This window comes from Streptomyces sp. NPDC045701, from assembly GCF_056432045.1.
This window is the reverse complement of sequence record NZ_JBWKJV010000020.1, coordinates 44122-70513: the sequence shown is the minus strand read 5'-3', so window position 1 is coordinate 70513 and position 26392 is coordinate 44122. Positions and strand designations below refer to the sequence as shown.

The following is a 26392-nucleotide window of genomic DNA, read 5'->3' as shown; positions in this document are numbered from 1 at the left end:
GAATAGCTCCAGGTCCGGAGCCGCTTGCCGGCTGCCCGCGCGACGCGGACGAGCCGCCCGGCGGTCCGGCTGCGGTGGCGGGCCGGCGTGTCGAAAGGCACGTTTCGGTTGGTGGCAACAACTGCCCCTGATCAGCTCCCCTGGGAACTGATGTCCGCGCCTGTCCCCGCAGTGGAGAGAAAATGACGAAGAAGATCGCCTGCGCGATCGCCGCGCTGGCTGCCCTGGCGCCCGCCGTGGCGCTGGCCCCCGCCGCCGTGGCCGGTGATGATTCCCACGGCCATGACCGGGACATCACGCTGCACGCGACGCTCAGCCCGTTCAAGGTCAACAAGGTGACCGGGTCGGGCACCGCCATAGTGCATCTGGAAGGCAACAAGGCTCACGTCACGGTCAAGCACAGCGGCCTGCTGGCCGGCGCCCCGCACGCTCAGCACTTCCACATCGCCGCCAAGGGCGTCTGCCCGCCCGAGACGGTCGCCAAGGAGCGCAACGGCAAGGTGTTCCTGAACACCACCGACGGCGCCCCCTTCTACGGCGCCATCGGCACCTCGCTGACCACCACCGGCGACACCAGCCCGTCCTCCGGGCTCGCGGTGGACCGCTTCCCCGTCGGCGACAAGGTCCACTACGAGCGCACCGTCCACCTCAGTGACGAAGCCGCCAAGAGCCTGCGAGAGGGCACCGGTGTCGTCGTCGTGCACGGCATCGACTTCAACGGCAACGGCAAGTACGACGACAACCTCGGCCCCAGTGACCTCGACCCCAAGCTGCCCTCCGAGGCCACCAACCCCGCGCTGTGCGGGCCGTTGAAGATGGCCGCCAAGGGCGCCGTCCACGGCGGTCAGGGCGGCACCCAGAGCGCCATGGACACCACCGCGGCCGCCGCCGGAGCCGCCCTCCTGGCTGCCGCTGCGGGAGCGTACGCCGTGCGCCGCCGCGCCAACCGCCAGCCGTAGTCCATGCCCGGCACGTGGAGAACAGGCCGTCGCGGTGTGTGCACCGCGGCGGCCACCACCTTCGCCGCCACCGGGCTGGCGATGCTCGCCCTGGCGTTCGTACCCGGCCAGGCGCCCCCACCCGCGCCCCCGGTCTCCGCCCGCACCCACCATGACTCCCATCCACCCGCCACCGAGGGCGGGGAGGGAGCGGTGCTGCCGCCGTCCCAGCCCGTCCGCGTCACCGCCGAGCGCATAGGACTGGACGCGCGCGTGGAGCCGGTGGGCATCGCCCGCGACGGCTCGATCGCCATGCCCACGGACGCCGATCACGCCGGCTGGTACACCGGCTCCCCTGCCCCTGGCGAGCGCGGCAACACCATCCTGGCCGGCCACCTGGACTCCACCACCGGCCCCGCCGCGTTCTACGGCCTGGGGGCCCTGCGCGAAGGCGACCGCATCACCATCGAACGCCGCGACGGCCGCGACGCCGTCTTCACCGTCGCCGACCTGCGTGTCCACCCCAAGGACGCCTTCCCCTCCCAAGCGATATACGGGCCCACCGCCCAGCCGCACCTCACCCTGATCACCTGCGCCGACTGGGACGACGAAGCCGACGCCTACCGCGCCAACCTCGTCATCAGCGCACGGCCCGGAACGTAGCAAGTGGGTTACTTTCATCCCTGGCCGAGCGGCACCGCCCGGCCCGTGACGCGGGTGCGGGTGTCGGTCGGGGAGACGCCGATCAGCAGGTCGCTCGGGCGGCCCATGTCCTCGCCCTGGCGGATCGCGATCGTCGTCTCCCCGGTGACCAGGCCCAGCGTGCGCAGGTAGCCGCCGAGCGCCGCCGCCGCGGCTCCGGTGGCCGGGTCCTCCACGACGCCGCCCACGGGGAAGGGGTTGCGGGCGTGGAAGCGCTCCGGCGACTCGCGCCACACCAGGTTCACGGTCGTCCACCCCTGCTCGCGCATCACCGCGGCCAGCGCCTCGAAGTCGTACGCCAGGTCCGCCAGGCGCTCGCGCGAGGCGGCGGCCAGGACCAGGTGGTCGTTGCCGCCGAAGGCGACGTGCGGCGGCAGGTCCGGGTCGAGGTCGGCGGCGGACCAGCGCAGCGCGCGCAGGGTGGCGTCCAGTTCCGCGCTCCCGGCCGGCCGGCTGTGGGTGGGCACGCTGGTGAGCGTGGCCAGGACCGTGCCCGTGCCGTCCTGCGTGGTGGCCACGGGGATCTCGCCCACGGGGGTGTCGAGCAGCAGGTCGCCCGCGCCCAGCCGCTCGGCGAGCGCGACGGCCAGCGCGACCGTGGCGTGCCCGCAGAACGCCACCTCCGCCAGCGGGCTGAAGTAGCGGACCCGGAACCGCCGTGCGGCGTCGTCCCGGCGGGTGACGAACGCGGTCTCCGAGTACCCGAGTCCGGCGGCGATCGCCAGCATCGCCGCGTCGTCGAGCCCGGCGGCGTCCAGCACGAGACCGGCGGGGTTGCCGCCCTCGGGGTCGCTGGTGAACGCGGTGTACCGCAGAGGCGATTCGGTGGAGGTCATGCGCCCATGCTGGCCTCCACGGCGCCATCACGTCCAACAATGGTTTCCGATGATCCCCATGCGACTCCCGCATACCCTGGGCGGGTGGACACCCGGCTGCTGCGCACCTTCACCGTCCTCGCCCGCACCGGCAGCTTCACCGCCGCCGCCGGCGAGCTGCACCTGGCCCAGTCCACGGTGACCGTGCAGGTCCGCGCGCTGGAGCGGGAGCTCGGGGTCCGGCTCTTCGACCGCCTCCCCACCGGCGCGGTGCTCACCGAGCCGGGGCGGCGGCTGCTGGAGGAGGCCGAGAACGTCCTCGACGCGGTGGTGCGGCTGCGGGCCGGGGCCCGGAGCGACGGCGCCGTACGGGGCCAGGTGGTCGTCGGCACCCCCGAGTCGCTGTGCTCCACCCGGCTGCCGGGTGTCCTGGCCGCCCTGCGCACCCGCCACCCCGAGGTGGACGTCGACCTCCACCCCGCCGGCACCGGGCGGTGCGTCGAGGGCCTGCGGTCCGGCCACCTCGACGTGGCCCTGCTGCTGGAGGACGAGGCGGACTTCCCCGACGTCGTGTCCGAGCCGATCGCCCGCGAACCGCTGGCCCTCCTGTGCGCCACCGGCCACGCGCTCGCCTCGCGCACGCGCCCGGCGTCCTGGGAGGACCTCGCGGCGGAGAGCTTCTTCCTGCTGGAGCAGGGCTGTTCCTACAGCGACGACCTGGAGCGGCGGCTGCTCGCGGTACCCGGCGCCCGGCCCCGGCTCACCCGGTTCGGGAGCGTCGACGCGGCACGCAGCTGCGTCGCCGCCGGCCTCGGCCTGGCCCTGCTGCCGCTCACGACGGTGGAGGACCACCTGCGGCAGGGGCGGCTGGCGCGGGTGCGCGGCCCGCGCTTCCCCGACGTCCCCCTGCGGCTCGCCCGCCACCGCAAGCGGTGGGTCGCCCCGGCCGCGGAGGCCTTCACCCGCGAGCTGGTACGGCACGTCGCGGGCTGACCGGTCCGGCGCCCCACCGGGTGCCGCCCCTGCGCCCCGCGCCCCGAGGTCAGTCCCGGCGCCGCGCCCGCCGCCACAGCAGGGCCAGCACGGCGGCCCCCGCCAGCACCAGCGCGCCGACCGTTGCGTCGCCGTCGCCGGTGGCGCCGTCACCGCCCGGGGGCGCGGGGGCGGGCGTACCGCTGCCGCCGGGACTCCGGCCGGGCGCGGGGCGCGCGTCCTCCTCCACCGGCACCCGCACCACTTCGCTGCGCGTGCCCTCCGAGCCGTACATCAGCGCCTTGCCGTCCACCGTGTACGTCACCGACTCCGACTGCCGCTGGATCGGCGCGTCCAGCCGCTTCTCGGCGCCGAGCCGCCCGTCCTTCCACGCGTACGCCCGCGCGCTGAAGTACCCGCGCAGCACCAGCTCCCCGCCGTCCGGCGAGAACGCCCCGTCCGTGACCCAGGGCACCTCGCCGACCCGCCGGAAGACGTTCGGGCCGCCCGCCGAGAGCCGCGCGGGCCCTTCGTACAGGCCGCCGCCGTCCTCGTGCTTGGACGCGATGTACACCCGCCCGGTCCTCGGGTGCACCATCAGCGCCTCGGCGTTACGGGGCCCGTCGGCGTACCGCACCGTGTACTGCGTGGCGTCGACGCTCTGGTCGCGCAGTCGCTTCGGCTCCGGGAAGCGGTAGATCCACACGTGGTCCCACGACCCGTCGAGGTTGTCGCCGATGTCGCCGACGTACACCGCGCCGTCCGGCCCGACCGAGACGGCCTCCATGTCGCGCGGGGTGCCGACGCCGCGCAGGGTGACGGTGGCGACGGTGCGGCCGGTCCTCCCGTCGACGGCGAACACACGGGGTCCGTCCTGGTCGTTGTGCGTCCAGTAGACGCCCGGGTGCGCCCGGCTCGCCGCGAGACCGCTCGACTCGGTGATCCGGGGGTCCTCGACGGTGAACCCGTCGTCCTCGCCCTCGGCCATGGCCGGGGCGGCGGCCAGCACCACCGCGGCGAGGGCCGCCCCCAGGGTCGTACGCAACGAACGCATGCCCCCAGTGTCCATGGTCACATCGCACACCAGAGCCCCGGTCGGCGATGATGACCCCCATGCGTTTCATGTTCGTCGGCGACTCCATGACCATCGGACGCGCCGGCGACTACACCTGGCGCTACCGGATGTGGCAGCACCTCGAAGCGACCCTCCACGGGCGGTACGGCATCGTGGGCCCGCGCACCGGGCTGTACGAGGCGACCGCCGACGCCGCCGTCTCGCACGCGTACGCCGACCCCGCCTTCCCCGCCCCCGCCCGCAGGCACCTGTCCGGCTGGGGCGAGGGCTGGCTGCACATGGCGCCGCTGATCGGCGACGCGGTCACCACGACCGGGGCGGACGTGTTGCTGGTGTCCCTGGGCCTGATAGACCTCGGTTTCTACACCAACAGCGACCAGACGTCCGACAACGTCCGTGCCTTCGTCGCCGAGGCCCGCGCCGCGAACCCGCACGTCCGGGCCGTCCTGCTGCCCGTGATCCCGAACGTGCGGGCCCAGTACGACGCGCCCTTCGCCGCCGAGTGCGCCCGCTTCAACGAGCTGCTGGCCAAGGCGGTGGCCGACCTCGACGCGCCGGGCTCCCCGCTGCTGCTGGCCTCGGTGCCGGAGGCGTACGACATCGCCACCGACACCTACGACGGCACGCACCCCGGCCCGTCCGGCGAGCACAAGCTCGCCGCCGCCTTCGCGACGGCGATGCACCAGGCGTGGGGGCTGGGCGGGCCGTACGCCCCGCGCACCCCGTAGTCGCAGCCGGTTCGCCCCCTCGCCCGTGAGGGTGACGTTGGACAGGAGCTGGTCGGTGATCCACCGGCCCCGGCCGCACTGCCGGCGCCACTGGTGGAAGAACCCGTTCGCGAGCAGCTCTTCCTTGGCCCGCTGGAAGGCCCGGGGCTTCATGCCCAGATGGTCGGCATGCTCGCCGAGCGGCTTCGCGGCCTCGGATTCGGGAAGCCCCTGCACATAGATGACCAGCAGTTTCGCGTCGCTGCCGAGGCGACGGTGCCGTACGAGATCGTGCGAGACCTTGGTGAAGCGCCGAACGGGCGCGATAGCATGCCGAAGCATTTCTGGTGGACCTCTAGCTCCACTAGTGGTGAAGGTCCTCGGACGGTGTTGGCGCACCGCCGGGGACCGCTCCATGTGTGCACACAGAGCGTGATGATGCGGTCACCGTAGCGCACGACCCACCATTTCGTACAACAAGTCCGGTTCCACGAACGGCACTTCCGCCGTGGGCCGCGACCTCCAGTCCAGCGGCCAGGTCAGCCCGACGAGCGCGGGGATGCCCACGAACGCGGCACTCCGCCCGCTCCGGCTCAACGCCCGCGCCCCGGCCGGCCACGCGTACCCGGCCGCCGTCCGCGGTGGCAGCAGGAAGTACATGTTCCGCTCCCCCGCCAGCTCCCGGACGATCGGCCCGGCCTCGAAGTGCGTGAACTCCATGAGCATGTAGGCCACTTCCTCGCCGAACAGCCCTCTGACGCGTACGGCGTCGAAGTGGATGCCCGCATGCCGCAGGGCGTGCCCGGAGGCGGGGATCCAGGACGTATCCCCATGGGGTGAGTTGCACGGATTCATGCGGCCAGCTTCGCGGTCCGGTCCTACCGTGACCAGCACCACAGGGCGTCTGTGCGGGACTGTGCACCCAGGGAGGGCGGGCGTGAACATCGGCAACATCGGCAACAACGGCACTCCGGGCGCCGCGAAGGCGTTCGGCAGGCTGCTGCGCTTCCACCGCGAACGGGCGAAGGTCTCCCAGGAGGTGCTGGGCCGGGAGACCGGTTACTCCAAGTCCCAGGTGGCCATGATCGAGCGCGGCGAGCGCCGCCCGAGGGGCAACTTTGTCGAGCTGGCGGACGAGTTGCTTGGTGCACAAGGTGCACTGCTGGAGGTCGCGAAGGAGCTCACCGCGAGCGGTGTGGCGGCATGGTTCGAGGATTACCTGGAGGAGGAGGCGAAGGCCGCAGGCATCCACTGGTACGAGAACCACCTGATTCCCGGCCTGCTTCAGACCGATGCCTATGCCAGGGCAGTCTTCGCCTGCGCGTGCCCGCCACTCGACGATGAGATCGAGGCCTCGGTTGCTGCGCGGATCGCACGGCAACGCCTGTTCCACCGCAGACCCGCACCGCTGGTCAGCTTCGTACTTGAGGAAGCGGCGCTTACCCGGCCCATTGGCGGACCAGCGATCCTCAAGGAGAACCTGCTGCACCTGCTGGGCATCTCACGGATGAGCAATGTGGAGATCCAAGTGATGCCGCACGAGCGGCGCACGCACGCCGGGCTGAACGGGCCATTCATCTTGCTGGAGACAGCTGGGCGGCGGAGCCAGCTTGTCTACGTCGAAGGTCAGAGTGGACGCTACTTCCTGAGCGAACAGCCTGACGTGGGCGATGTGTTCGCGCGCTATGGCATTCTGCGGGCACAGGCCCTCACTCCGGAAGACTCCGCCGAACTCGTCGAACAGGTGGCCCAAGAGCTATGAGAAGCGACCTCAACTGGTTCAAGAGCAGCTACAGCGGTGACCAGCAGGGCGCCTGCGTCGAGATCGCCTTCGCCTGGACGAAGTCCAGCTACAGCGGCGACCAGGGCGGCAACTGCGTCGAGGTGGCCACCTGCCCCCACATCGTCCACGTCCGTGACTCCAAGGACGTGACCCGCCCCGCCCTGACCCTCTCCCCCGCCGCCTGGTCGGCCTTCGTATCGGACGGGCCCTCCCGGCACTTCGGCCAGGCTGGCTGACAAGCCGGAGGCCCGCCAGAGATGTCTGCCAGCGGATCTCGCACTGGTCGTGCGGGACCGCCCATCCGAACCAGCCCATGCCTTATCGGTCAAGCTTGAGGAAAAGTTGGCCGATAACGATGAACATCTGTTCAGGCCGGTCTTACGACCCTACGGTTTGACGAGTCTATCGAAGTCGGACCCGACCATCCGCCTTCTTTATACAGAGTGGACTCACGAAGCACGCTTGAACGTCAGACACGCGCCCCCAGACCTATGAAAACCTCATCGGGTTTCCGGGGCGCGCTGCGAGGGGGGACTGTGGGTAAGTCGCGGAAAATAACTGCCGCTGCGATGGGGGCGGTGGCAGCGGTCAGCCTTGGCGCCGCACCCGCCTATGCCGAGGGATACTGGAGCAGTTCCATCGGCGGCTGGTTGACGGGCAAGGAGTCGAGCCGTTGGAACGACAACAACAGAGATAGTGTTTCCACCTATATCAGGTTCTCCGGCTGCTCCGTGTCCGCCGGCACTTTTCGTTACGCCGGCCTGCAGTTGAAGCAGGACCGTGACTGGCTGCCGGACCCTGTTGTCGGCCGCGCAAACAACGCCTGCAATACCGTCTACTACGGCGACAAGGCAGCAGGCAAGTACTATTTCACCTACTCGAACCTCAACGGTGAGGCGACCGCATTTGCTGCGCTGACTGTTAACCAGGTCGTCGTCGCCTACTGACGCGTGGGTGCGGCCGGAGTCGTGACGTCGGCCCGGTCGCACCGGCTCCGTTTCTCCACCGTCCACTTCGGGGTCTCACGTGCCGCTGCAATACATGGCCTGCTCGTTCTCCTATCGAGCGGGTTCACCTGTGCTGGATTCCTTGACCATGCAGTTCCCTCCAGGTTGCACAGTCCTTCTAGGGCCTAACGGGGCGGGAAAGTCGACCCTGTTGTCCATTGGCGCTACATCGCTGGTTCCAGCTTCGGGGAGTGTTCTCCTGGGGCGACTGGACGGCACTCGTGGGAGATCCCGACGTCAGTACCGGCAGCGAGTGGGATGGCTCCCACAACAAGTCCATCCCATTCCGTCCTTGACCGTCCGTGAACAGGCGGCTTACGTGGGATGGCTGAAGGGTCTGTCCCGGAGTGAGGCATGGGACCGTTCAGCGCGGGCACTGGAACGAGTACGCCTTGCCGACCTCGGACACCGCGGAAGTCACGAACTGTCCGGTGGTCAGCTCCGGCGCCTGGGCATCGCTCAAACCCTCGTGCACAGCGCGGAGGTTGTTCTGTTGGACGAGCCCACCGCCGGCCTCGATCCGGTGCAGCGCGGTGTCTTCCGCGACCTGCTGGCCGAACTCGCCGAATCGATGCACTTCATCGTCTCCACTCACCAGACCGAAGATCTCGCTGATATCTACGACACCGTGGTGGTTTTCGACCAAGGAAGCCCGGTCTTCCAGGGCAGCGTCCCCGCGTTCTTCACCACGGCGCCGGCCTCCACCCCGGCGGATCGACGTGCCGAGGTCGCATACCGCAGCCTCGTGCGCGGGGAGGCGTGACCGATATGCGCGTCGTCACCCTGCTCCGCACCAGCCCCGCTCCTTGGCTCGCCATAGTCCTGATACCTGTGTTGGTGTGGATCGGAGCGCAGAACACGGACTCCGTAATCGCCTCCTGGACTTCTGTCAGCGCTCAGTCCACCTTGGTACTCGGCTTTGTCAACGCCGCCTGCGGGGCAGCTGCCGCCTGGGAATCCGCTCGACTTCGGCAGGGTGACGTCCTCGCCCTCGCACCGGCGCGCGGCCTTCTTGCCATCGCGGGACCGCACCTGCTTCCCGTGGCCGTGCTCGGCCTGGCGGGAATTATCGCCTCGCTGGCAGTCCATGCCGTAGCCGTGCCGCCGAGCCAAGGGTTTCCGAGTCTCGGCATCTTGGGCACTGCCTACGTCGTGGTGTTGTCGCACATGGCGTTGGGTTGGCTGGCCGGCGCCCGCATGCCGCGGACCCTCGGAGCTGCGTGCATGTTGCTTTTCGGCTATGTGTGGGGATTCTGGCCCGCGGCACTCGGTTCCATGGCCTGGCTGCGGCACCTTAACGGTCAGGGGTTCATCGAGTGCTGCGGCCTGGACGCGGCCCCCTCGACCCGTAGCATGGCTGCCACCGTCACGCTGGCCGTCGGCATCATCGCTGCCGCCGTACTCACTGCCACCTTCCGGCAGAGATCTCGACGCATTCTGGCTTCCTTCGGCACTTTCGGAATCGCCCTGGCCGTCAGCCTCACCCTGGCGATCCCGCTGGACTTCGACGGCGACGAGCCCCGTGACACCGCACTGCGCGAGTGCACTGGAACTGCTCCCGCAGTCTGCCTGTGGCCCGAGCAGTCCAGCCGACAGGAGGAGATCGCCCGCTGGGCACAACAAGCCAGCCTACGGCTGAAGACCGTGAACGTGACACCGGCGTCGCAGATCGAGTTCGGCGAAGTCCGGCCGTCCGAGTCAAGTGTCCTTTCGAACGTTGCAACCAGCCCCTTGCCTTCTGAACCACCTGCGTGCGCCCTCTCGCCGGGAGCGAAGTACCCGGGGGGCGAGGCCGCCACGGTCATCTACGCCTGGCTGGCTCTCACCGGAGGCGTGCCCGAACCGGACCTGCGTAGCCGCTGGTCCCCTCAGGCCGTAGCACTCTCCCAGCAGGTCAGACAACTGCCGGTCGATACGCAACATCGTTGGTACGAACGCAACATGCGAGCGGTACGTGACTGCTCGGTCGAACCCGACCTCGCTCCAGGCTCATACACGGCACCACGAGCGGATGCCTCGTGAAGTGGTGGCTTCGCGCCCACCTGGCACTCCTCTGCGCGGCGACTCTCGTCGGGACGATGCTCCTGGCCCCGTTGCTCGCGGGGTCGGCACTTCCCATCCCGTCGCTGTTCTCTGGAGTCGCCAACGGCATCCCCATTCCGCTGGTGCTCCCCGTGATCCCCGCGGCCATCGTGCTCCACGCGGTGAACCAGGTGCCGGAGGCTTACCAGACGATCGCCGTCAGACCGGTGCAGCGATACCGGGCTGGCATGCTCCTTGCGGCGTGTATCGCCGCGGCGGTACTCGCCGGCGCCGAGAACTACCTGATCGACTTCCCCATGGCCTTCGCTGTAGCCAGGAACCTGGCGGGGTATCTGGGAGTCGGCCTTGTCGTCCAGCGGCTCGCCGGCCCCGGATACGGACCCCTTTCCGTAGCGACCGTGCCGGTGGTCTGCGCGCTTGTCGGGCTAGCGCCGACCGGGCGTCCATTTGCATGGACCTGGCCCCTGCACGAGGCCTCTTCAGCGCTCGCCGTTGCCACGGCCCTTTGCCTCTTCGGTATCGGCGTGTCAGCGCATCTACTTGGTGCCCGTGCCGGTCGGCGAGCCAGGCGCATCAGTGTGAAGCGAAGAGGCCGGTGAAACAGCCCTTGTGCCAGGAGAGGTGCCTCGGACCCGATACGGGTAGAGGCACCTCTCCCTGTCGTCCGTGACGTCGCTGATCAGGACCGAGGCCGAAGCGTCGATTTCTGGGGATCCGCCACCTCGTCGGGCTCGCTCGCGTGGGGCTCCCTGAGCAGGCTCAACGGTCGGCGTCGGAGCGAGGCGCGGAACAAGGGATTCCGCTCGGTCAGCCTTCCTTGTGGAAGACCACCTCCGGGTGCTCGGCGGTCGGGCCGTCCAGTAGCTTCCGGTCGACGCCCTTCAGGTGCAGGTCGAAGAAGGCCGCCACGTAAGCGCGCGTGATCTCCTGCGACCGCTTGCCCGACAGGGGCTCGTCCGGGGACAGGAGGCCCAGTTGGTCGGCGAGGACCGGGGTGTCGGTGAAGGTGAAGTGGCCGGAGCCGGTGACGTTGATCCAGCGCTTCCAGCCGTCGAGCAGGGGCCAGTCGCGGACCCAGGAGCGGTCGTCGTCGCCGGTGCCGAGCATCATGAACGGGCGCCCGTCCAGGCCCTGGGCCGGTACCGGCTCCATGAAGGACCCGTCCATGTCGGCCCCGGCGAGGACACGCGGATCGCGCACCATGGTGGACATCGCGGAGGCGCCGCCGATGGAGTGCCCCGCCATGCCGATCCGCTCGCGGTCGATCATGCGGGCGTGCCGCCAGGCGGGGTGCTTGCCGGCGAGGAGCCGGTCGAGGAGGAAGGACACGTCTTGCGCCCGGCCCTGGGGCACCACCCCGTACCCGCCCGGCTTGATCTTGTCGCAGGCGACGCAGGTGAGGAGCCGCCCGCCGGGGAAGGCGGTGCCGACCGTCTCGTAGGCGTGGTCGACGGCGGCGACGACGTACCCCTGGCTCGCCAGCTCCTCGGCGAGCAGGGTCAGCGTGGAGCGGTTGACGGTGAACCCGGGTGACAGCACCACGAGCGGGAACGTCCCGCGCACGGGCGCGGCGGCCGGACGGGCGTGGGTGCGGGTACCGCTGAGCGTCGCGGCGGACACGACGTCGGTCAGTTCGCGGTCGTCGATGAAGGCCTGGGCCTCGCCCCTGGTCATGTACGGGGCCGTCCGGCCACCGCCGGGCCGGGCCGGGTAGTACATCGACACCATCAGCTCCCGCGCCCCCGCCTCGGGGACCCATGGGTCGGGCCGGCTGGTGTCGACGAGGTGCAGGGTGTCACGTCCGACGGCGTACGCCCCGGTGGGCACCGGGAGTTGCGGGCGTACGCGCGCCGCCTCGGCGGCGGCCGGGGCCACCGGCGTGGCCGGGGCGGCGGAGGCGACGCCCGTACCGAGCAGGGCGAGAGACAGGCCGAGTAAAGCGGCAGCGCCGCGAGGCAGATGATTCATACCGCCGAGGCTAGGCAGCGGGACCCGCCCCGGGCGTCCCCCCACAGCCTGAACGGGGTCGGCCGCCGGACGTACGGCGATCTCCACCCACCGGCCGACAACCACCCTGAGAACGTTGACCTCAATCGCGGTCGAGGTCCTACGGTCGACCCCATGACGACGACACCGACTGTCCCCACCCCCGTGAACCCCGCCAACCCCGCGGCCACCGACGCCGAGCTCGCCTCGCAGCCCATCGGCTACTGGAGCGGCGTCGTCCACCGGGCCGTCACCCGTCACATCCGCGACGCCATGGCCCGCGTGGACGTCACCCAGCCCATGTGGTGGACGATCAACCGGGTGGACGCCGGCGGCCACGTCACCCGCGAGGTGGTCGCCGCCGCGCTCGCCGACGTGGCCGACACCCCGCACGACGCCTCCCGCGCCGTCGACCACCTGCTCCACCGGGGCTGGCTGCGCGTCGACGAAGACGAGCGCCTCCACCTCACCGGCGAGGGCCGCGCCGCCAAGGCCCGGATCAAGGAGCTGGTCACCGGCATCCGGGCACAGCTCCACGACGGCGTCACCGACGACGAGTACGTCGCCGCGCTGAAGGTGCTGCGCCGCATGGCCGACAACGTCGCGGCGGTCACGCCCGCGTGAGGCGGTTGGCGAACGTCGACATGGTGTACGCGCCGATGCCCATGACGACCTCCAGGGCGTTGCGTTCCGTGTAGCCGTGGGCGAGGAAGGCGCGGAGGTCGCCGTCGGGGACCGCGCCCGCCGTGGCGTACACGACGTCGACGAACCGCCGTACGGCGTCGAGGCGTTCGTCGGGCAGCGGGCTCCCGTCGCGGAGGGCGGCGACGACGGCGGGGTCCGCGCCCAGGGCTCGGAGCTTGCGGGTGTGGAGGTCGAGGCAGACCTGGCAGCCGTTGCGGGTGGCGACCGTCATGACGACCGTCTCACGGGCGACCGGGTCCAGGGTGGTGCGGTCGAACATGGCGGTCAGGGTCATGAAGCCCTCCAGCAGTTCCGGTGAGGCCGCCATGCGGGCGACGGCCGGCGGGACGTGGCCGCCCATGCGGTGGGCGACGGCCTCCATCACCGGACGGGCGGCCGGCGGGGCGGTCTCCAGGGTGTGGTCGGTGAACACGGCCGCTCCTAAGATGGACAACATGGTTGACGACAAAAAGGTAAACCAGGTTGTCGATCTGGGCAAGGGTGACGGCCGGGGCCACGAGCTGCCGCTGCTCCTCTTCGCGGGCTTCCGCACCCTGATCGACCGGCTGCACACCGAACTCGCCCGCCAGGGCCACCCGGACGTGCGCCCCGCGCACGGGTTCGCCATGCAGGCCGTCGGGGTCGGTGGCGCGACCGCCAGCGAGGTGGGACGGCGGCTCGGCGTGTCCAAGCAGGCGGCCGGCAAGACCGTCGACCGGCTCGTGGCCCTCGGGTACGCCGAGCGCGCCGACGACCCCGCCGACGCCCGCCGCAAGCTGGTCCGCCTCACCCCGCGCGGCCTGGACGCCCTGGCCCGATCGGCCGCGATCTTCGACGAACTGCGGGCGGACTGGGCGCACACCCTCGGGGCCGACCGCGTCCGGGACATGGAGGCCGCGCTGCGGACCGTCGTCCCGGCCGACGCCTTCCGGCTCGACGCGGCGGGGTGGCTGGGCGGGGCGTGACCGCCCAGCCCTCGGCACCTCCGGCTACCCCCGCGACCGACACGCGACCGCCCGCGCCGTGCCCGGCGCCCCCTTGCTTCGAGCGCGCTCCAAGGCGTTGGCTGTACGACCATGAAGTACACGCAGCTCGGACGCACCGGACTCAAGGTCAGCCGACTCGTCCTCGGCACGATGAACTTCGGGCCGCAGACCGACGAAGCCGGCAGTCACGCCATCATGAACGCCGCCATCGACGCGGGCATCAACTTCTTCGACACCGCCAACGTGTACGGCTGGGGTGAGAACAAGGGTCGTACCGAGGAGATCATCGGCTCCTGGTTCGCCCGGGGCGGCGACCGGGACAAGGTCGTGCTCGCCACCAAGGTGTACGGGAACATGGCGGCCGAAGGGCCGGTCTGGCCCAACCACGACAAGCTCTCCGCCGTGAACATCCGGCGGGCCGTCGAGGCCAGCCTCAAGCGGCTGAACACCGACTACATCGACCTCTACCAGTTCCACCACATCGACCGGCACACGCCGTTCGAGGAGATCTGGCAGGCCATCGACGTCCTGATCCAGCAGGGCAAGATCCTCTACGCGGGCTCGTCGAACTTCCCCGGCTACAAGATCGCCCAGGCGAACGAGACCGCCGCCCGGCGCGGCATGGTCGGACTCGTCAGCGAGCAGTGCCTGTACAACCTCGCCGAGCGCCGCGCCGAGATGGAGGTCATCCCCGCCGCGCGGGACTACGGCCTGGGGGTCATCCCCTGGTCGCCGCTGCACGGCGGACTCCTCGGCGGGGTGATCAAGAAGGAGGCCACGGGCGGGCGCCGCACCAGCGGCCGTTCGGCGGACGCGCTCGCCGACACCGACGTACGCCTCCAGATCCAGGCGTACGAGGACCTGCTGGACAAGCACGGGCTGGAGCCGGGCGAGGTGGCGCTGGCCTGGCTGCTCACCCGGCCGGGGGTGACGGGGCCGATCGTCGGGCCGCGCACCGCCGAGCAGCTCGACTCCGCGCTGCGGGCGGTGGAGCTGGAGCTGTCGGACGATGTCCTGAAGGAACTGGACGCGATCTTCCCGGGCACGGGTCCGTCCCCGGAGGCCTTCGCCTGGTGACCCGGCGTCACCGGACGGCCGCGCCCGGGGTCAGCCGAGCGCGGCCGCCACGGCGACGATCACGAACATCAGCACGAGCACACCGGCCATGATCCGGTTACGGGTCTTCGGGTCCACGCTCCGAGGTTAGCTGGCCCCTTCCAGCGGCCAGGACCCGACCGTCTCGTAGCGCGGTACCCGGCCCGCGGCGCCTCCGCCGGGCAGGTCGCTGTGGACGAGCGCGAGCTCGGCCACGTCCCAGCGGCTGCCCTCGAAGTCCCGCAGCCGCTCGACGAAGGGGCGCAGGTCCGTGGCGTCCGTACGGCTGCGGGCCACCGTCAGGTGGGCCCGGTACCGGCGGTGCTCGTCCATCGGGACGCCGGAGCGGCGGGCGGCGGCGTCCGCGCGGTCGGCGAGGAGCCGCAGCTCGTCCAGCCCGCCCGCCGCGCCCGCCCACAGCACGCGCCGGCCGAACCGGCCGCCGCCGCGCAGGCGCAGCGGGAAGGGGCCGGTGCGGTGCGCGGCGCGGGCGAGCCGGGCGCTCAGCTCCGGCACCAGCGCGTCGTCCACCTCGCCCATGAACGCCAACGTGAAGTGCCAGGCCGCACGGCCCGTCCAGCGCAGGTCGCCGGCGCCCGGCAGGGCGCGCAGCAGGTCCACCTCGGCGCCGAGTTCGTCACGGCCGCACGGCTCGGCAGTACGGCGGCGAAAAGCCTCATACCGCGAGTCTGGCATGATCCACCCGCCCCGTATCCTCGGCCGATGGACACGGTGGAGATCAGGAAGGGCACGGCGGAGGACGTCCCCGCGATACTCGGCATGCTGGACAGCGCGGTCGTCTGGCTGAACGCGCGCGGCATCACCGCCCAGTGGGGCACCGAGCCGTGGTCGTCGAAGCCCCGGGCCGTGCGACGGGTGCGGGAGACGGTCACGGAGGGTTCGCCGTGGATCGCCGAGATCGGCGGCGTACCGGCCGGGACGCTCACGCTGACGCCGTTCCCCGGGCCCGACGTGGCCCCCGCCGGCGAGCCGGAGCAGTACGTGCGCTTCCTGGCCACCGACAGCCGGTTCCACGGGCGGGGCGTGGGCAGCGCGCTGCTGGCGCACGCGGCCGAGGAGACCCGTCGGCAGGGCGTCTCGCTGCTGCGGGTGGACTGCTTCGCGGGCAGCGGGGGGCGGCTCGTGGACTACTACGTGCGCAACGGCTTCACGCCGACGGAGACCTTCACGGTCGGCGACTGGCCGGGGCAGGTGCTGGAGCGGCGGGTGTGACGGAGGGGCCCGGCCCGGTACGGGCGGGGCCCCTCTCCGTCGCGAAGGGCACGTCCTGGGCGGCCGTGGCCAGCTGCTCGCGGGGCACGAACCGCACGTGCGGGTGGCGGCCGTGCATCTCGACCTTCACCCGCAGCCCGCCCAGCCGGGCCAGCACCAGGCCGATCACCACGGCGGCGGCCAGCGAGACGGCACCACCGGCGGCGAAGCCGGCGCGGGCGCCGTACGTGTCGGTGATCCAGCCCAGCAGGGGCGCGCCGACCGGTGTACCGCCGACGAACACCATCATGTAGAGGCTCATCACCCGGCCGCGCATGACGGGGTCGGTGGCGAGCTGGACCGAGGAGTTGGCGGTGACGTTGACGGTCAGGCCGAACATGCCGATCGGGACCAGCAGCAGCGCGAAGAGCCAGAACGACGGCGACAGGGCCGCCGCGATCTCCAGTACGCCGAAGGCGACCGCGCCGCCGACCAGCAGCCGCAGCCGTGAGGTACCGCGCCGGGCGGCGAGCAGGGCGCCGATGAGGGAGCCGACGGCCATCAGGGTGTTGAGGAAGCCGTACGTGCCCGCCCCGGCGTGGAAGACGTCGTCGGAGAAGGCGGTCAGCCAGATCGGGAAGTTGAAGCCGAAGGTGCCGACGAAGCCGACGAGCGTGATCGGCCAGATCAGCTCGGGGCGCCCGGCGACGTACCGCAGCCCTTCGCGCAGCTGGCCCTTGCCGCGCGGCGCCCGCTCCACCTGGTGCAGCTCGCCGGTGCGCATGAGCATCAGCGAGGCGAGCGGGGCGAGGAAGGACAGGCCGTTGACCAGGAAGGCGTAGCCGCTGCCGACCGACGCGATCAGCGCGCCCGCGACGGCGGGGCCGACGAGGCGGGCCGACTGGAAGTTCGCCGAGTTCAGGCTGACGGCGTTGCGGACGTGGGCGGGGCCGACCAGCTCGGAGTAGAACGACTGGCGGGCCGGGTTGTCGATGACCGTCACCAGGCCGAGCAGGAACGCGATCAGGTAGACGTGCCAGACCTGCACGTGCCCGGAGAGGGTGAGGACGGCCAGGGCGAGACCGCACAGGCCGAGGGCTCCCTGGCTGAGCATCAGCAGGTTGCGCTTGGGGTAGCGGTCGGCGATGACGCCGCCGTACAGGCCGAAGAGCAGCATCGGCAGGAACTGCAGCGCCGTCGTGATGCCGACGGCGGCGGCGGAGCCCGTGAGGCTGAGGACGAGCCAGTCCTGGGTGATGCGGGCCATCCACGTACCGGTGTTGGAGACGATGGCGCCGGTGAAGAACAGCCGGTAATTGCGGACCTTGAGCGAGGAGAAGGTCCCGGTGCGGGTGGTGGTGTCGTTGTCGGGGTTGTGTGCGGGTGCGGAGAGTGCTCCGGGTCCCGAACTCAAAAGCGTTCGCCTCCTTGCTGTGACTGTTTACAGATCTGCGAGCTTCTCCAGCACGGGTGCGGCATCGCGCAGCTTTGCCCACTCGTCCTCGTCCAAACCTTCGGCGAGGCCGGCGAGCCAGGCGTTCCGCTTGCGGCGGGACTCCTCGAGCATGGCCTCGGCCGTCTCGGTCTGGCTGACGACCTTCTGCCGGCGGTCCTCGGGGTGCGGCTCCAGCCGGACCAGTCCCTTGGCCTCCAGCAGTGCCACGATGCGCGTCATCGACGGCGGCTGCACATGCTCCTTGCGGGCCAGCTCACCGGGGGTGGCGGAACCGCAGCGGGCGAGGGTGCCGAGCACCGACATCTCGGTGGGGCTCAGCGATTCGTCGACGCGCTGGTGCTTCAGGCGTCGGCCCAGCCGCATGACGGCCGAGCGCAGGGCGTTCACGGCGGCTTCGTCTGCGGGGTCGCCGTGGGAGAGGGCAGGCATGTATTTAGCGTAACTCATTACCCTGGCTAAATACTACTCGGTGGTCACGGAGTGGTGGGGGTCACCCGTACGAGTGAGAGCGGGCCGGAAAGCGACGCGGGCGGCGCGGCGGGGCGGCGAGTCTGGGCGCCATGGGATCGACCGTGCTCAGCCTGCGGATGGACGGAGAGCTGCTCGACCGGGTCCGGCGCCGTGCCGCCCGCAGCGGGATGAGCGTCCAGGACTACGTGGTCCGGACGCTCGTCCGCGACGACTTCGACGAGCGCCTCGAAGCGGCGGTCGACCGCACCGACCGCTTCTACGGCCCCCGCCCCACCTGAGGCCCGGCGCCGGGCACGACCCCCACGCGGGAGGGGGAACGCGGCGGCCCGGACCGTGGGGACACGGGCCGGGCCGACCGGGAAGCGGGGGCGGTGGCGGTTACGTGAGGCCGAGCGCCGGCATGGCGTAGTAGAAGGCGAAGACCGCCGAGACGACGTACATCGCCACCGGGACCTCGCGACCGCGCCCGGCCGCCAGACGCAGCACGCTGAAGGCGATGAAGCCGATGCCGATGCCGTTGGTGATCGAGTACGTGAACGGCATCATCACCATCGCCAGGAACGCCGGCACCGCGATCGTGAAGTCGCTCCAGTCGATGTCCTTCACCGACCCGGCCAGGATGAGGAAGCCGACCGCCAGCAGCGCAGGGGTGGCCGCCTGGGAGGGGACCATCGTGGCGAGCGGCGTGAGGAACAGCGCCACCGAGAACAGCGCGCCCGTGACGACGGACGCCAGGCCGGTGCGCGCGCCCTCGCCGACGCCCGCCGTGGACTCCACGAAGCAGGTGGTGGCCGAGGAGGACGTGGCACCGCCGGAGGCGACGGCCAGGCCGTCCACCAGGAGCACCTTGTTGATGCCCGGGAAGTTGCCGTCCTTGTCCATCAGCTTGGCCTCGTCGCCGACGCCCAGGATCGTGCCCATAGCGTCGAAGAAGCAGGACAGCAGCACGGTGAACACGAACAGGCAGCCGGTCAGCAGGCCGACCTTCTCGAAGCCGCCGAACAGGCTGACCTTCCCGACGAGCCCGAAGTCGGGGGACGCGACCGGGTTGCCGGGCCACTCCGGCGTGGTCAGGCCCCAGGAGGGGATCGTCGCGACGGCGTTGACGACCATGGCGACGATCGTCATGACGACGATCGAGATGAGGATCGCGCCCGGCACCTTGCGGATGATCAGCGCCAGCGTGAGCAGCGCACCCAGCGCGAAGACCAGGACGGGCCAGCCGGCGAGATGTCCCCCGGCGCCCAGCTGGAGCGGGACGGTGGTGTGGGCGGCGTCCGGGATGCGGGAGACGAAGCCGGAGTCGACGAGGCCGATCAGCATGATGAACAGGCCGATACCGATGGCGATGCCCTTGCGCAGCCCGGTGGGCACGGCGTTCATCACCCGCTCGCGCAGGCCCGTCGCCACCAGCAGCATCACCACGACGCCGGCCAGCACGACCATGCCCATGGCGTCCGGCCACGACATGCGCGGCGCGAGCTGGAGGGCGACGACCGTGTTGACGCCGAGTCCGGCCGCCAGGGCGATCGGCACGTTGCCGATGACGCCCATCAGCAGCGTCGAGAACGCGGCGGTCACCACGGTGGCGGTGACGAGCTGGCCACCGTCGAGCTGGTGACCGTACATGTCCTTCGCGCTGCCGAGGATGATCGGGTTCAGCACGATGATGTAGGCCATCGCGAAGAAGGTCGCGAAGCCGCCGCGTACCTCACGGGCGACCGTGGAGCCACGCTCCGAGATCTTGAAGAAGCGGTCCAGACGGCCGTTGACCGGCTGCCCGGGGGACGGCGGCCGGTCGCCGGCGTCCGTCAGCGTGGTGGCCGAGGAGGGCATGCGAAACCTCAGGGTGCGGGGGCGGGGATGGGGTCCCGACCGGTTGTTTTTGGTCATTCACACTAAGAAACCCGGTCAGACACAAGCTGTTTCAGTATGAACGCATCATGCGAAGATCGGTATCTCCGCGCGTAGACCGGTCCCGCGCACGGCCACCGAGCCGCCCCGGAAGCCCCGCCTACACTGGGCGCATGGCGAAGTGGACCCCCAAGCACGAGGCACCCGAGCCCCTGGAGGGGCCCGTCGTCGCCACCATCACCGGCGGCACGGTCATCTGGTTCGTCCTCTTCCTGGCGCAGGTCCCCTTCTACGCCTGGTTCGCCGACCGCGACCTCACCTGGTGGGTGTGGACCTGCCTCGCCGGTGGCGGACTCGGCCTGATCGGCATCTGGTACGTCCGCCGGCGCGACGCGGCCCTCAAGCGGGCGGCGACGGCCCGCCCGCCGCACGGCGACACCGCCTGACGTACGGCCGCGGGACCCTTCCCGCCGTACCGGGGACGGATCTTCCCGCCGCTCGCGGTGTGCGGGCGCGAGGACGGTCGTACCGTCGAAAACATGACGCACCGGGCAAAGGTCCACACCGACGGCTCCGAACCCGGCGGGCCCACCATCGACGCCGGGTCCGAACTCGACCCCGTCCACCCGCGCCGGCCACCCGTCCACCACCGGCCCACCGGACTGACGTCCGCCCAGGTGGCCGAGCGGGTCGCGCGGGGCGAGGTCAACGACGTACCCGTCCGCAGCTCCCGCTCCACCACCGACATCGTCCGCGGCAACGTCTTCACCCGCTTCAACGCGATCATCGGCGTCCTGTGGGTGATCATGCTGATCGTCGCGCCGATCCAGGACGGCCTCTTCGGGTTCGTCATCATCGCCAACACCGGCATCGGCATCGTCCAGGAGCTGCGCGCCAAGAAGACCCTCGACTCCCTCGCCGTCATCGGGGAGACCAAACCCACCGTCCGGCGCGACGGGCGGCCCGCCGAGGTCCACATGTCGGAGATCGTCCTCGGCGACTGCATCGAGCTCGGGCCGGGCGACAAGGTCGTCGTCGACGGCGAGGTCGCCGAGGCCGACAACCTGGAGGTCGACGAGTCGCTGCTCACCGGCGAGTCCGACCCCGTCGTGAAGAAGCGCGGCGACCAGGTCATGTCCGGCAGCTTCGTCGTCGCCGGCGGCGGCGCGTTCACCGCCACCAAGGTCGGCCGCGAGGCGTACGCGGCGCAGCTCGCCGAGGAGGCGTCCCGCTTCACACTCGTCCGCTCCGAGCTGCGCAGCGGCATCTCCACGATCCTCAAGTACGTCACGTGGATGATGGTGCCGACCGCGATCGGGCTCATCATCAGCCAGCTCTTCGTCAAGGACGCCGCCTTCAAGGACTCCGTCGCCCGGACCGTCGGCGGCATCGTGCCGATGATCCCCGAGGGCCTGGTCCTCCTCACCTCCGTCGCCTTCGCGATCGGCGTCATCCGGCTCGGCCGCAAGCAGTGCCTCGTGCAGGAGCTGCCCGCCATCGAGGGGCTCGCCCGCGTCGACGTCGTGTGCCTCGACAAGACCGGCACCCTCACCGAGGGCGGCATGGACGTCACCGGGCTGCGCACCCTGAACGGCTCCGACGAGGGTTACGTCCGCACGGTCCTCGGCGCCCTCGGGGAGTCCGACCCCCGCCCGAACGCCTCCCTCCAGGCGATCATCGACGCCTACCCCGACGACGAGCACTGGCGGTGCATCCAGGCGCTGCCGTTCTCCTCCGCCCGCAAGTACAGCGGCGCCACCTTCAGCGAGGGTGGCGGCCGGACCAGCACCTGGCTCCTCGGCGCGCCCGACGTCCTCCTCCCCGACGACGACCCCGTCCTCGACGACATCGACGACCTCAACCAGCAGGGACTGCGCGTCCTGCTCCTCGCCGAGGTCACCGGCGAGCTGGACGACCCGGACGTCACCGCCGGCGCGCGCGCCGCCGCGCTCGTCGTCCTGGAACAGCGACTGCGCCCCGACGCCGCCGCCACCCTCGCCTACTTCGCCGACCAGGACGTCGCCGCCAAGGTCATCTCCGGCGACAACGCCGTCTCGGTCGGCGCCGTCGCCGGCAAGCTGGGACTGCCCGGCGCCGCGCACACCGTCGACGCCCGCCGCCTGCCCGCCGAACGGGACGAGATGTCCAAGGCCCTCGACGAGGGCGCCGTCTTCGGGCGGGTCACCCCGCAGCAGAAACGGACCATGGTCGGAGCGCTCCAGTCCGGCGGGCACACGGTCGCCATGACGGGCGACGGCGTCAACGACGTACTGGCGCTGAAGGACGCCGACATCGGCGTCAGCATGGGGTCCGGCTCGGAGGCGACGAAGGCGGTGGCGCAGATCGTCCTGCTGAACAACAGCTTCTCCACCCTGCCCGCCGTCGTCGCCGAAGGGCGCCGGGTGATCGGCAACATCACCCGCGTCGCCACGCTCTTCCTCACCAAGACGGTCTACTCGGTGCTGCTCGCGATCCTGGTGGTGTGCAGCGGTATCGAGTACCCCTTCCTGCCCCGCCACCTCACGCTGCTGTCCACCCTCACCATCGGCGCGCCCGCCTTCTTCCTGGCGCTGGCGCCCAACACCGAGCGGGCGAAGCCCCACTTCGTCCGCCGGGTGATGCGGTACGCGATCCCGGGCGGGCTCGTCGCGGCGGTGGCGACCTTCACGACGTACCTGCTCGCCCGCGCCCACTACAGCGGGCCCGACGCCCTGAGCGCCGAGACCAGCGCGGCGACGCTCACGCTGTTCCTGGTGTCGATGTGGGTGCTGGCGATCGTCGCCCGCCCCTACACGTGGTGGCGGATCGCACTGGTCGCGGCCATGGGCGGGGCGTTCCTGCTGGTCCTCGTCGTGCCCTGGCTCCAGGGCTTCTTCGCGCTGCGGCTGGTGGGCACGACGATGCCGTGGCTGGCCGTGGGCATCGCGGCGGCCGGCGCGGCCCTGGTGGAGGCGGCCTGGCGGCTGGTGGACCGCCGGTTCCCCGCGTGACCGGGGTGGCTGCGGGTCCGGGGCCGGCCGCGTGACCGGCACCGCTGCGAGCCGCCGTCAACGGCCGCCCTCAGCGACCGCTTCCACCGGCCGGCAGCCCGTGCTCCTCCGCCTCCAGCCGGTCCAGGGCCACTCCGGTGGTCTCCCGGCTGCGGATCAGCTTCCACGTCTCGACGCCGCACGCCACCACCCCGGCCGCCCCGGCCAGCAGGACCAGGGCGCGCAGTGGCAGCCACCAGCGCTCACGGGCCACGGCCAGCGCCATCACGAACAGGCCTATCAGCAAGGGCTTACCGGCCCTGCGGAGCCACAGCTCCACGCCGTCCCACATCGCCCCCGCCCCCTCGTGCCCGCGCTCTAGTCGAACCAGCGGTCGCGGGCCAGCTCGGCGGTACGCGACGGGTCCTCCAGCAGCGCCGCCACCTCGAAACGGCGCGGCCACTGGCCCGCCGCCCACGCCAGGCCCGCCGCGACGCCCTCCAGGGTGGCCGCGTGGACCGTGCCGTCCGGGGCGTGGCGCCAGTCCAGTTCGACGCCGCCCGCGCGCAGCTCCTCGTGCTCGACGTACGTCTCGGGCGTGCCCGGACCGAGCAGGGCGTGCACCGACTCCGGTACCTCGTGCTCCTCGCCGGCCGTGGTGACCTCCGCCTCGACCTCCTCGCTCAGCCGCCGCACCTGCAACAGCTCCGCCAGCTCGGCCGCCCGTGCCGGGGCCACCGGCAGCAGCGCGCGGCCCCCGGCGAGCGGCAGCAGGTCGGGCGCGTCGGCGACCAGCGCGTCGGCCGCGTCCACCACCCGCACCTCGCCGTCGACGACCGCGCGCAGGTCGTCGGGCAGGGTGACCTGCTCCGGGTCGAGGTCCGCGAGGGCGGTGTACAGGCCGTGCAGCTGCGCGCCGGTCACCTCACGCTCCGGGTCGGCGAGGCGCCCCAGCAGCTCGGCCGCGCCGCCCGGCTCGTCCAGCAGCGCGACGGCGGAGGTCCGCACGCCCAGGGCGCGCAGCACCTGCGGGTCCCGGAAGCCCGTCGCGATGTCGACCGAGTCGTACAACCCCTCCAGCAGCGGGTCCACCCCGGCGGCCCGCAGCCCGGCGGGGCGGCGCCCGTCGAGCACCGGGTGGTCGCGCAGCCACCAGGCGGTGTACGAGCGGACGGTCTCGGTCGTGCCGTCCGGCAGCAGGACGCGCACCGGCTGGGTCAGCGCGTCGCGCAGCGGCGGCCGGGCGAGCAGGGACAGCGCCTGCGGCCAGGCGTCGTCGTCGACCAGGTCCAGGTCCCGTACGGCGACGATCTCGGTCGCCACCGGCGGCACCGGCGTCTCGGGCAGCCGGTCCAGCGCGTCCTCGCACCACACGTCGACCGCGTCCAGCAGCCCGATGTCGTCCGGCTCGGCGAAGTCCCCGTCCCTGGGCTCCAGTTCGTCCGGGTCCAGGACGACGTCCGTGGCCCGTACCAGGGCGAAGTTCGCGAGCACCCCGCACGCGGCGAGCGGCTGCTCGCCCCACCGCTCGGCCAGGTCGGCGTCCACCAGGGCCAGTTCGTCCTCGCGCATGACGGCGGCGAACGGGCTGCCCGGCAGCACCAGTTCACCCGCCGGGGCGAGCTCGCCCTCCTCGTCGGGCAGCGCCAGGGCGCCCAGCCACGGCTCGTCGCCCGGCTCCAGACCGGCGTCACGCACGAGGGTGAGGACCGTCTCGGCCAGCTCGTCGGCGTCCGGGGCGGCTTCCTCCCCGACGCCGTCGTACCACGTCTCGCCCGCGTCCAGCGACCCGGCGACGGCCGCCCGCACCTGCGGCGTGGTGAGCACGGCGCGCGGGGTGGCGGGCAGGGCGCCCAGCTTCTCCAGGATCGGGTGGGCGGCGTCCGGATGGGCGACCTTCAGGCCCAGCTTCGTCAGGTCCGTGGGCGTGTCCGGCAACGGCAGCAGCACGTGGCGCGGGCCGGTCGCGGTACGGCCGCCGACGAGCGGCACGGGCAGGCCCGTCAGCCGGTCGGGGTCGACGCCCGCGAGGGACTCGTACAGCCGGTGCCACCACGCGGGGGTGCGCTCGGTGTTCGCCAGCCGGTCGATGGCGTCGCCGAGGGAGAGGCGGGCCACGCCCAGGGCGCGCAGCTCGGCGCGGCGCTCCAGGCCGCCGGGCAGCAGCGTCGGCAGGACCTCCGCCAGGACGCGCACGGTGTCGGCGCCGGCGCCCTCGACGACCTCCGCCTCGAACGGGCGCAGCGCGGGCGGCTCGTCGTCGCCGGGCGGGATCGCCGGCGCCAGGAACGCCACGCGCGGCAGCAGCTCCAGCACGGCGCCCCGGACCGCCCCGTCGAGGACGCCCTTGCCGAGCGGGCCCGGCACGAGGTCGATCGTCCCGGTCGACACCGGCCGCCAGTCGCCCAGCAGCTCGGCGTACGCCTCGGCGGCGCGCCGGACCAGGAAGTCGGTGAGCGGACCGGGCGCCGGGTGGCGGCGGGTGGTGTCCAGCGGGAACGACGCGATGAGCAGGGCCGGGATGCCGAGCGGCTCGTCGGTGGGCGTCGGGGCGTGCACGACGGGCGCGGTGCGGGGCCGGGCCGGCGCGCCCGTGTCGTCCACGGGTACGGCCCAGGTGACCGACCAGTGCGGCCGCAGCCGCTCCTCGACGGGCCGGTCCTTGAGCAACTCCGGCCCGACGGCGCCCCGGTGGCTGACGGTCCGCCAGCGGCGGGTGCCGCTGGCGGTGTCGTCGACGTGGACGTACCCGTCCCGCTCGCGCCTGGTGAGCGTCCGCGTCCCCTTCGGGGTCTCCACGACCACGTCGGCGAGCCCCGGCAGGGTCAGCAGCAGGGCGTCGTCGATCCCGGCGAGCAGCCGCTCCACCAGGTCCACGGCGGCGGCGTCCCGCAGCGGCAGGATCACCACCGTGTCGTAGCCCTCGGGAGCGGTGCCCTCGGCGGGCAGCGGGAGGCGCAACAGCGGTACGTGGCCGTCGCGGCGGCGCAGCTCGTCGCCGAGGCCGGGGCTGGCCTGCGCGGCCTGGGCGGCCATCTCGCGGGCCTCGCGCAGCGACCAGCGCACGCCGCCGTGCCGGCCCACGACGGCCGGTTCGTCACTGACCGCCAGCACGGCGGCGAACCCGACGCCGAACCGGCCGACCGCGCTCTCGTGGCCCTCCCGCTTCGCGGACGCCCGCAGCGTGCTGAGCGACTCGACGCCGGTGGCGTCCAGGGGCGCGCCCGTGTTGGCGGCGGCGAGCACGGCGGGGCCGTCAGCGTCGGCGGGGTGCAGCGTCAGCCGCAGCCGCCCCGGAACACCCGCGCGGGCGGCGGCGTCGGCGGCGTTCTGGGCGAGCTCCACCACCAGCCGGTCGCGGTAGCCGCCGAGCGCGAGGTCCTCCTCCGCGTTGGCGTCCTCCCGGAACCGCGCGGGCCCGGCGCCCCAGGCGTCGAGCACCCCGCGCCGCAGTCGCGCGGTCCCGAACGGGTCGGCCCCATCGGTCGCCGTCGCCCTCACGCCCACGTCGTGCTCCGCTCTCTCGCCCTGCGTTTGCTACGGGGCCCGAAGGTACCGCGTGCGGCATACGCGGGGCCGACGCCCCCACCCGGGCCGGGTGCCGGGGCCTGCGACGTCCCGGGCCCGCGCCGCTGGT

General features: G+C 71.8%; 27 protein-coding genes and 1 pseudogene. 17 read left to right on the top strand and 11 right to left on the bottom strand.

Going from position 1 to position 26392, the window contains the following annotated elements; translation table 11 throughout:
* The first annotated feature begins 182 nt into the window (after positions 1 to 182).
* Entirely contained in the window at positions 183 to 959 is a 777-nt protein-coding gene (locus tag AC07DW_RS21230) for a hypothetical protein (RefSeq protein ID WP_478859216.1), read from the top strand.
* Between the two features lie 36 nt (positions 960 to 995).
* Positions 996 to 1601 (top strand): class F sortase, encoded by a 606-nt coding sequence (locus AC07DW_RS21225; RefSeq protein ID WP_478859215.1) that lies wholly within the window; start codon positions 996 to 998, stop codon positions 1599 to 1601.
* Between the two features lie 14 nt (positions 1602 to 1615).
* Here the strand turns inward: AC07DW_RS21225 and AC07DW_RS21220 are convergent, their stop codons facing one another.
* Complete coding sequence (locus AC07DW_RS21220; RefSeq protein ID WP_478859214.1) at positions 1616 to 2476, bottom strand: PhzF family phenazine biosynthesis isomerase; 861 nt, start codon at positions 2474 to 2476, stop codon at positions 1616 to 1618.
* 84 nt (positions 2477 to 2560) lie between these two features.
* Here AC07DW_RS21220 and AC07DW_RS21215 point away from each other — a divergent pair, with 84 nt between their 5' ends.
* Positions 2561 to 3448 carry a LysR family transcriptional regulator gene (locus AC07DW_RS21215; protein WP_478859213.1) on the top strand — a complete coding sequence of 296 codons (888 nt, stop codon included), beginning with the start codon at positions 2561 to 2563 and terminating at the stop codon, positions 3446 to 3448.
* A gap of 49 nt (positions 3449 to 3497) precedes the next feature.
* Here the strand turns inward: AC07DW_RS21215 and AC07DW_RS21210 are convergent, their stop codons facing one another.
* A complete protein-coding gene (locus tag AC07DW_RS21210; protein WP_478859212.1) occupies positions 3498 to 4481 on the bottom strand; it encodes a WD40 repeat domain-containing protein in 984 nt (327 codons plus the stop codon).
* A 59-nt stretch (positions 4482 to 4540) separates the two neighbouring features.
* On the opposite strand from AC07DW_RS21210, the gene AC07DW_RS21205 reads away from it, so the two are divergent.
* Positions 4541 to 5230, top strand: coding sequence for a GDSL-type esterase/lipase family protein (locus tag AC07DW_RS21205; RefSeq protein ID WP_478859211.1), 690 nt, complete (start codon positions 4541 to 4543; stop codon positions 5228 to 5230).
* Between the two features lie 423 nt (positions 5231 to 5653).
* Here the strand turns inward: AC07DW_RS21205 and AC07DW_RS21200 are convergent, their stop codons facing one another.
* On the bottom strand, positions 5654 to 6064 hold the full coding sequence (locus AC07DW_RS21200; RefSeq protein ID WP_478859210.1) for a hypothetical protein: 411 nt from the start codon (positions 6062 to 6064) through the stop codon (positions 5654 to 5656).
* Positions 6065 to 6146: 82 nt separating this feature from the next.
* Between AC07DW_RS21200 and AC07DW_RS21195 the strand changes: the two genes are divergently transcribed.
* The 6 genes from AC07DW_RS21195 to AC07DW_RS21170 all read left to right on the top strand — a co-directional run bounded on the left by AC07DW_RS21195 (position 6147) and on the right by AC07DW_RS21170 (position 10641).
* Positions 6147 to 6971 carry a helix-turn-helix domain-containing protein gene (locus tag AC07DW_RS21195; protein WP_478859209.1) on the top strand — a complete coding sequence of 275 codons (825 nt, stop codon included), beginning with the start codon at positions 6147 to 6149 and terminating at the stop codon, positions 6969 to 6971.
* A complete protein-coding gene (locus AC07DW_RS21190) occupies positions 6968 to 7228 on the top strand; it encodes a DUF397 domain-containing protein (RefSeq protein ID WP_478859208.1) in 261 nt (86 codons plus the stop codon). The genes AC07DW_RS21195 and AC07DW_RS21190 overlap by 4 nt, the downstream gene beginning before the upstream one ends.
* A gap of 342 nt (positions 7229 to 7570) precedes the next feature.
* Entirely contained in the window at positions 7571 to 7939 is a 369-nt protein-coding gene (locus AC07DW_RS21185) for a hypothetical protein (RefSeq protein ID WP_478859207.1), read from the top strand.
* Between the two features lie 94 nt (positions 7940 to 8033).
* The gene (locus tag AC07DW_RS21180) at positions 8034 to 8762 is read left to right on the top strand and encodes an ATP-binding cassette domain-containing protein (protein ID WP_478859270.1); all 729 of its coding nucleotides are present in this window, start codon (positions 8034 to 8036) and stop codon (positions 8760 to 8762) included.
* Positions 8763 to 8767: 5 nt separating this feature from the next.
* A complete protein-coding gene (locus AC07DW_RS21175) occupies positions 8768 to 10021 on the top strand; it encodes a DUF7224 domain-containing protein (RefSeq protein WP_478859269.1) in 1254 nt (417 codons plus the stop codon).
* Between the two features lie 56 nt (positions 10022 to 10077).
* Complete coding sequence (locus AC07DW_RS21170) at positions 10078 to 10641, top strand: hypothetical protein (protein WP_478859206.1); 564 nt, start codon at positions 10078 to 10080, stop codon at positions 10639 to 10641.
* Positions 10642 to 10849: 208 nt separating this feature from the next.
* Here the strand turns inward: AC07DW_RS21170 and AC07DW_RS21165 are convergent, their stop codons facing one another.
* Positions 10850 to 12010, bottom strand: a complete 1161-nt coding sequence (locus AC07DW_RS21165; protein ID WP_478859205.1) for an alpha/beta hydrolase family protein — start codon at positions 12008 to 12010, stop codon at positions 10850 to 10852.
* A gap of 153 nt (positions 12011 to 12163) precedes the next feature.
* On the opposite strand from AC07DW_RS21165, the gene AC07DW_RS21160 reads away from it, so the two are divergent.
* Complete coding sequence (locus AC07DW_RS21160; RefSeq protein ID WP_478859204.1) at positions 12164 to 12652, top strand: MarR family winged helix-turn-helix transcriptional regulator; 489 nt, start codon at positions 12164 to 12166, stop codon at positions 12650 to 12652.
* Here the strand turns inward: AC07DW_RS21160 and AC07DW_RS21155 are convergent.
* Entirely contained in the window at positions 12639 to 13169 is a 531-nt protein-coding gene (locus AC07DW_RS21155) for a carboxymuconolactone decarboxylase family protein (protein WP_478859203.1), read from the bottom strand. The two genes, AC07DW_RS21160 and AC07DW_RS21155, sit on opposite strands and share 14 nt — an antisense overlap.
* Here AC07DW_RS21155 and AC07DW_RS21150 point away from each other — a divergent pair.
* Both AC07DW_RS21150 and AC07DW_RS21145 read left to right on the top strand, forming a co-directional pair.
* Positions 13168 to 13677: a MarR family winged helix-turn-helix transcriptional regulator gene (locus AC07DW_RS21150; RefSeq protein ID WP_478859202.1), complete on the top strand. Its 510-nt coding sequence runs from the start codon at positions 13168 to 13170 to the stop codon at positions 13675 to 13677. The genes AC07DW_RS21155 and AC07DW_RS21150 overlap by 2 nt on opposite strands.
* 111 nt (positions 13678 to 13788) lie before the next feature.
* Positions 13789 to 14775, top strand: coding sequence for an aldo/keto reductase (locus tag AC07DW_RS21145; RefSeq protein WP_478859201.1), 987 nt, complete (start codon positions 13789 to 13791; stop codon positions 14773 to 14775).
* Positions 14776 to 14901: 126 nt separating this feature from the next.
* On the opposite strand, the pseudogene thpR reads toward AC07DW_RS21145, so the two are convergent.
* Positions 14902 to 15473: pseudogene (gene thpR, locus AC07DW_RS21140) on the bottom strand (RNA 2',3'-cyclic phosphodiesterase).
* Between the two features lie 43 nt (positions 15474 to 15516).
* Between thpR and AC07DW_RS21135 the strand changes: the two are divergent.
* On the top strand, positions 15517 to 16026 hold the full coding sequence (locus tag AC07DW_RS21135; RefSeq protein ID WP_478859200.1) for a GNAT family N-acetyltransferase: 510 nt from the start codon (positions 15517 to 15519) through the stop codon (positions 16024 to 16026).
* Here the strand turns inward: AC07DW_RS21135 and AC07DW_RS21130 are convergent.
* On the bottom strand, positions 15980 to 17419 hold the full coding sequence (locus tag AC07DW_RS21130; protein WP_478859199.1) for an MFS transporter: 1440 nt from the start codon (positions 17417 to 17419) through the stop codon (positions 15980 to 15982). The genes AC07DW_RS21135 and AC07DW_RS21130 overlap by 47 nt on opposite strands.
* A 27-nt stretch (positions 17420 to 17446) precedes the next feature.
* A complete protein-coding gene (locus tag AC07DW_RS21125; RefSeq protein ID WP_478859198.1) occupies positions 17447 to 17890 on the bottom strand; it encodes a MarR family winged helix-turn-helix transcriptional regulator in 444 nt (147 codons plus the stop codon).
* Between the two features lie 131 nt (positions 17891 to 18021).
* Here AC07DW_RS21125 and AC07DW_RS21120 point away from each other — a divergent pair, with 131 nt between their 5' ends.
* Positions 18022 to 18210: a ribbon-helix-helix protein, CopG family gene (locus AC07DW_RS21120; RefSeq protein WP_478859197.1), complete on the top strand. Its 189-nt coding sequence runs from the start codon at positions 18022 to 18024 to the stop codon at positions 18208 to 18210.
* A 100-nt stretch (positions 18211 to 18310) separates the two neighbouring features.
* Here the strand turns inward: AC07DW_RS21120 and AC07DW_RS21115 are convergent, their stop codons facing one another.
* The gene (locus tag AC07DW_RS21115) at positions 18311 to 19768 is read right to left on the bottom strand and encodes an NCS2 family permease (RefSeq protein ID WP_478859196.1); all 1458 of its coding nucleotides are present in this window, start codon (positions 19766 to 19768) and stop codon (positions 18311 to 18313) included.
* Between the two features lie 191 nt (positions 19769 to 19959).
* Between AC07DW_RS21115 and AC07DW_RS21110 the strand changes: the two genes are divergently transcribed.
* Positions 19960 to 20232, top strand: a complete 273-nt coding sequence (locus tag AC07DW_RS21110) for a DUF2530 domain-containing protein (RefSeq protein ID WP_478859195.1) — start codon at positions 19960 to 19962, stop codon at positions 20230 to 20232.
* A 93-nt stretch (positions 20233 to 20325) separates the two neighbouring features.
* Positions 20326 to 22776, top strand: a complete 2451-nt coding sequence (locus AC07DW_RS21105; RefSeq protein ID WP_478859194.1) for an HAD-IC family P-type ATPase — start codon at positions 20326 to 20328, stop codon at positions 22774 to 22776.
* A 70-nt stretch (positions 22777 to 22846) separates the two neighbouring features.
* On the opposite strand, the gene AC07DW_RS21100 is transcribed toward AC07DW_RS21105, so the two are convergent.
* Both AC07DW_RS21100 and AC07DW_RS21095 read right to left on the bottom strand, forming a co-directional pair.
* The gene (locus AC07DW_RS21100) at positions 22847 to 23107 is read right to left on the bottom strand and encodes a hypothetical protein (protein ID WP_478859193.1); all 261 of its coding nucleotides are present in this window, start codon (positions 23105 to 23107) and stop codon (positions 22847 to 22849) included.
* 26 nt (positions 23108 to 23133) lie between these two features.
* Positions 23134 to 26262, bottom strand: coding sequence for a sacsin N-terminal ATP-binding-like domain-containing protein (locus AC07DW_RS21095; RefSeq protein ID WP_478859192.1), 3129 nt, complete (start codon positions 26260 to 26262; stop codon positions 23134 to 23136).
* Positions 26263 to 26392 lie beyond the last annotated feature (130 nt).

Coding starts and splice junctions, on each gene's coding strand:
- AC07DW_RS21115 (WP_478859196.1), bottom strand. CDS start 19,768: ATGCCCTCCTCGGCCACCACGCTGACGGACGCCGGCGACCGGCCGCCG.
- AC07DW_RS21200 (WP_478859210.1), bottom strand. CDS start 6,064: ATGAATCCGTGCAACTCACCCCATGGGGATACGTCCTGGATCCCCGCC.
- AC07DW_RS21110 (WP_478859195.1), top strand. CDS start 19,960: ATGGCGAAGTGGACCCCCAAGCACGAGGCACCCGAGCCCCTGGAGGGG.
- AC07DW_RS21230 (WP_478859216.1), top strand. CDS start 183: ATGACGAAGAAGATCGCCTGCGCGATCGCCGCGCTGGCTGCCCTGGCG.
- AC07DW_RS21180 (WP_478859270.1), top strand. CDS start 8,034: ATGGCCTGCTCGTTCTCCTATCGAGCGGGTTCACCTGTGCTGGATTCC.
- AC07DW_RS21100 (WP_478859193.1), bottom strand. CDS start 23,107: ATGTGGGACGGCGTGGAGCTGTGGCTCCGCAGGGCCGGTAAGCCCTTG.
- AC07DW_RS21205 (WP_478859211.1), top strand. CDS start 4,541: ATGCGTTTCATGTTCGTCGGCGACTCCATGACCATCGGACGCGCCGGC.
- AC07DW_RS21135 (WP_478859200.1), top strand. CDS start 15,517: ATGGACACGGTGGAGATCAGGAAGGGCACGGCGGAGGACGTCCCCGCG.
- AC07DW_RS21170 (WP_478859206.1), top strand. CDS start 10,078: ATGCTCCTGGCCCCGTTGCTCGCGGGGTCGGCACTTCCCATCCCGTCG.
- AC07DW_RS21125 (WP_478859198.1), bottom strand. CDS start 17,890: ATGCCTGCCCTCTCCCACGGCGACCCCGCAGACGAAGCCGCCGTGAAC.
- AC07DW_RS21150 (WP_478859202.1), top strand. CDS start 13,168: ATGGTTGACGACAAAAAGGTAAACCAGGTTGTCGATCTGGGCAAGGGT.
- AC07DW_RS21220 (WP_478859214.1), bottom strand. CDS start 2,476: ATGACCTCCACCGAATCGCCTCTGCGGTACACCGCGTTCACCAGCGAC.
- AC07DW_RS21210 (WP_478859212.1), bottom strand. CDS start 4,481: ATGCGTTCGTTGCGTACGACCCTGGGGGCGGCCCTCGCCGCGGTGGTG.
- AC07DW_RS21165 (WP_478859205.1), bottom strand. CDS start 12,010: ATGAATCATCTGCCTCGCGGCGCTGCCGCTTTACTCGGCCTGTCTCTC.
- AC07DW_RS21155 (WP_478859203.1), bottom strand. CDS start 13,169: ATGTTGTCCATCTTAGGAGCGGCCGTGTTCACCGACCACACCCTGGAG.
- AC07DW_RS21160 (WP_478859204.1), top strand. CDS start 12,164: ATGACGACGACACCGACTGTCCCCACCCCCGTGAACCCCGCCAACCCC.
- AC07DW_RS21105 (WP_478859194.1), top strand. CDS start 20,326: ATGACGCACCGGGCAAAGGTCCACACCGACGGCTCCGAACCCGGCGGG.
- AC07DW_RS21190 (WP_478859208.1), top strand. CDS start 6,968: ATGAGAAGCGACCTCAACTGGTTCAAGAGCAGCTACAGCGGTGACCAG.
- AC07DW_RS21145 (WP_478859201.1), top strand. CDS start 13,789: ATGAAGTACACGCAGCTCGGACGCACCGGACTCAAGGTCAGCCGACTC.
- AC07DW_RS21175 (WP_478859269.1), top strand. CDS start 8,768: ATGCGCGTCGTCACCCTGCTCCGCACCAGCCCCGCTCCTTGGCTCGCC.
- AC07DW_RS21120 (WP_478859197.1), top strand. CDS start 18,022: ATGGGATCGACCGTGCTCAGCCTGCGGATGGACGGAGAGCTGCTCGAC.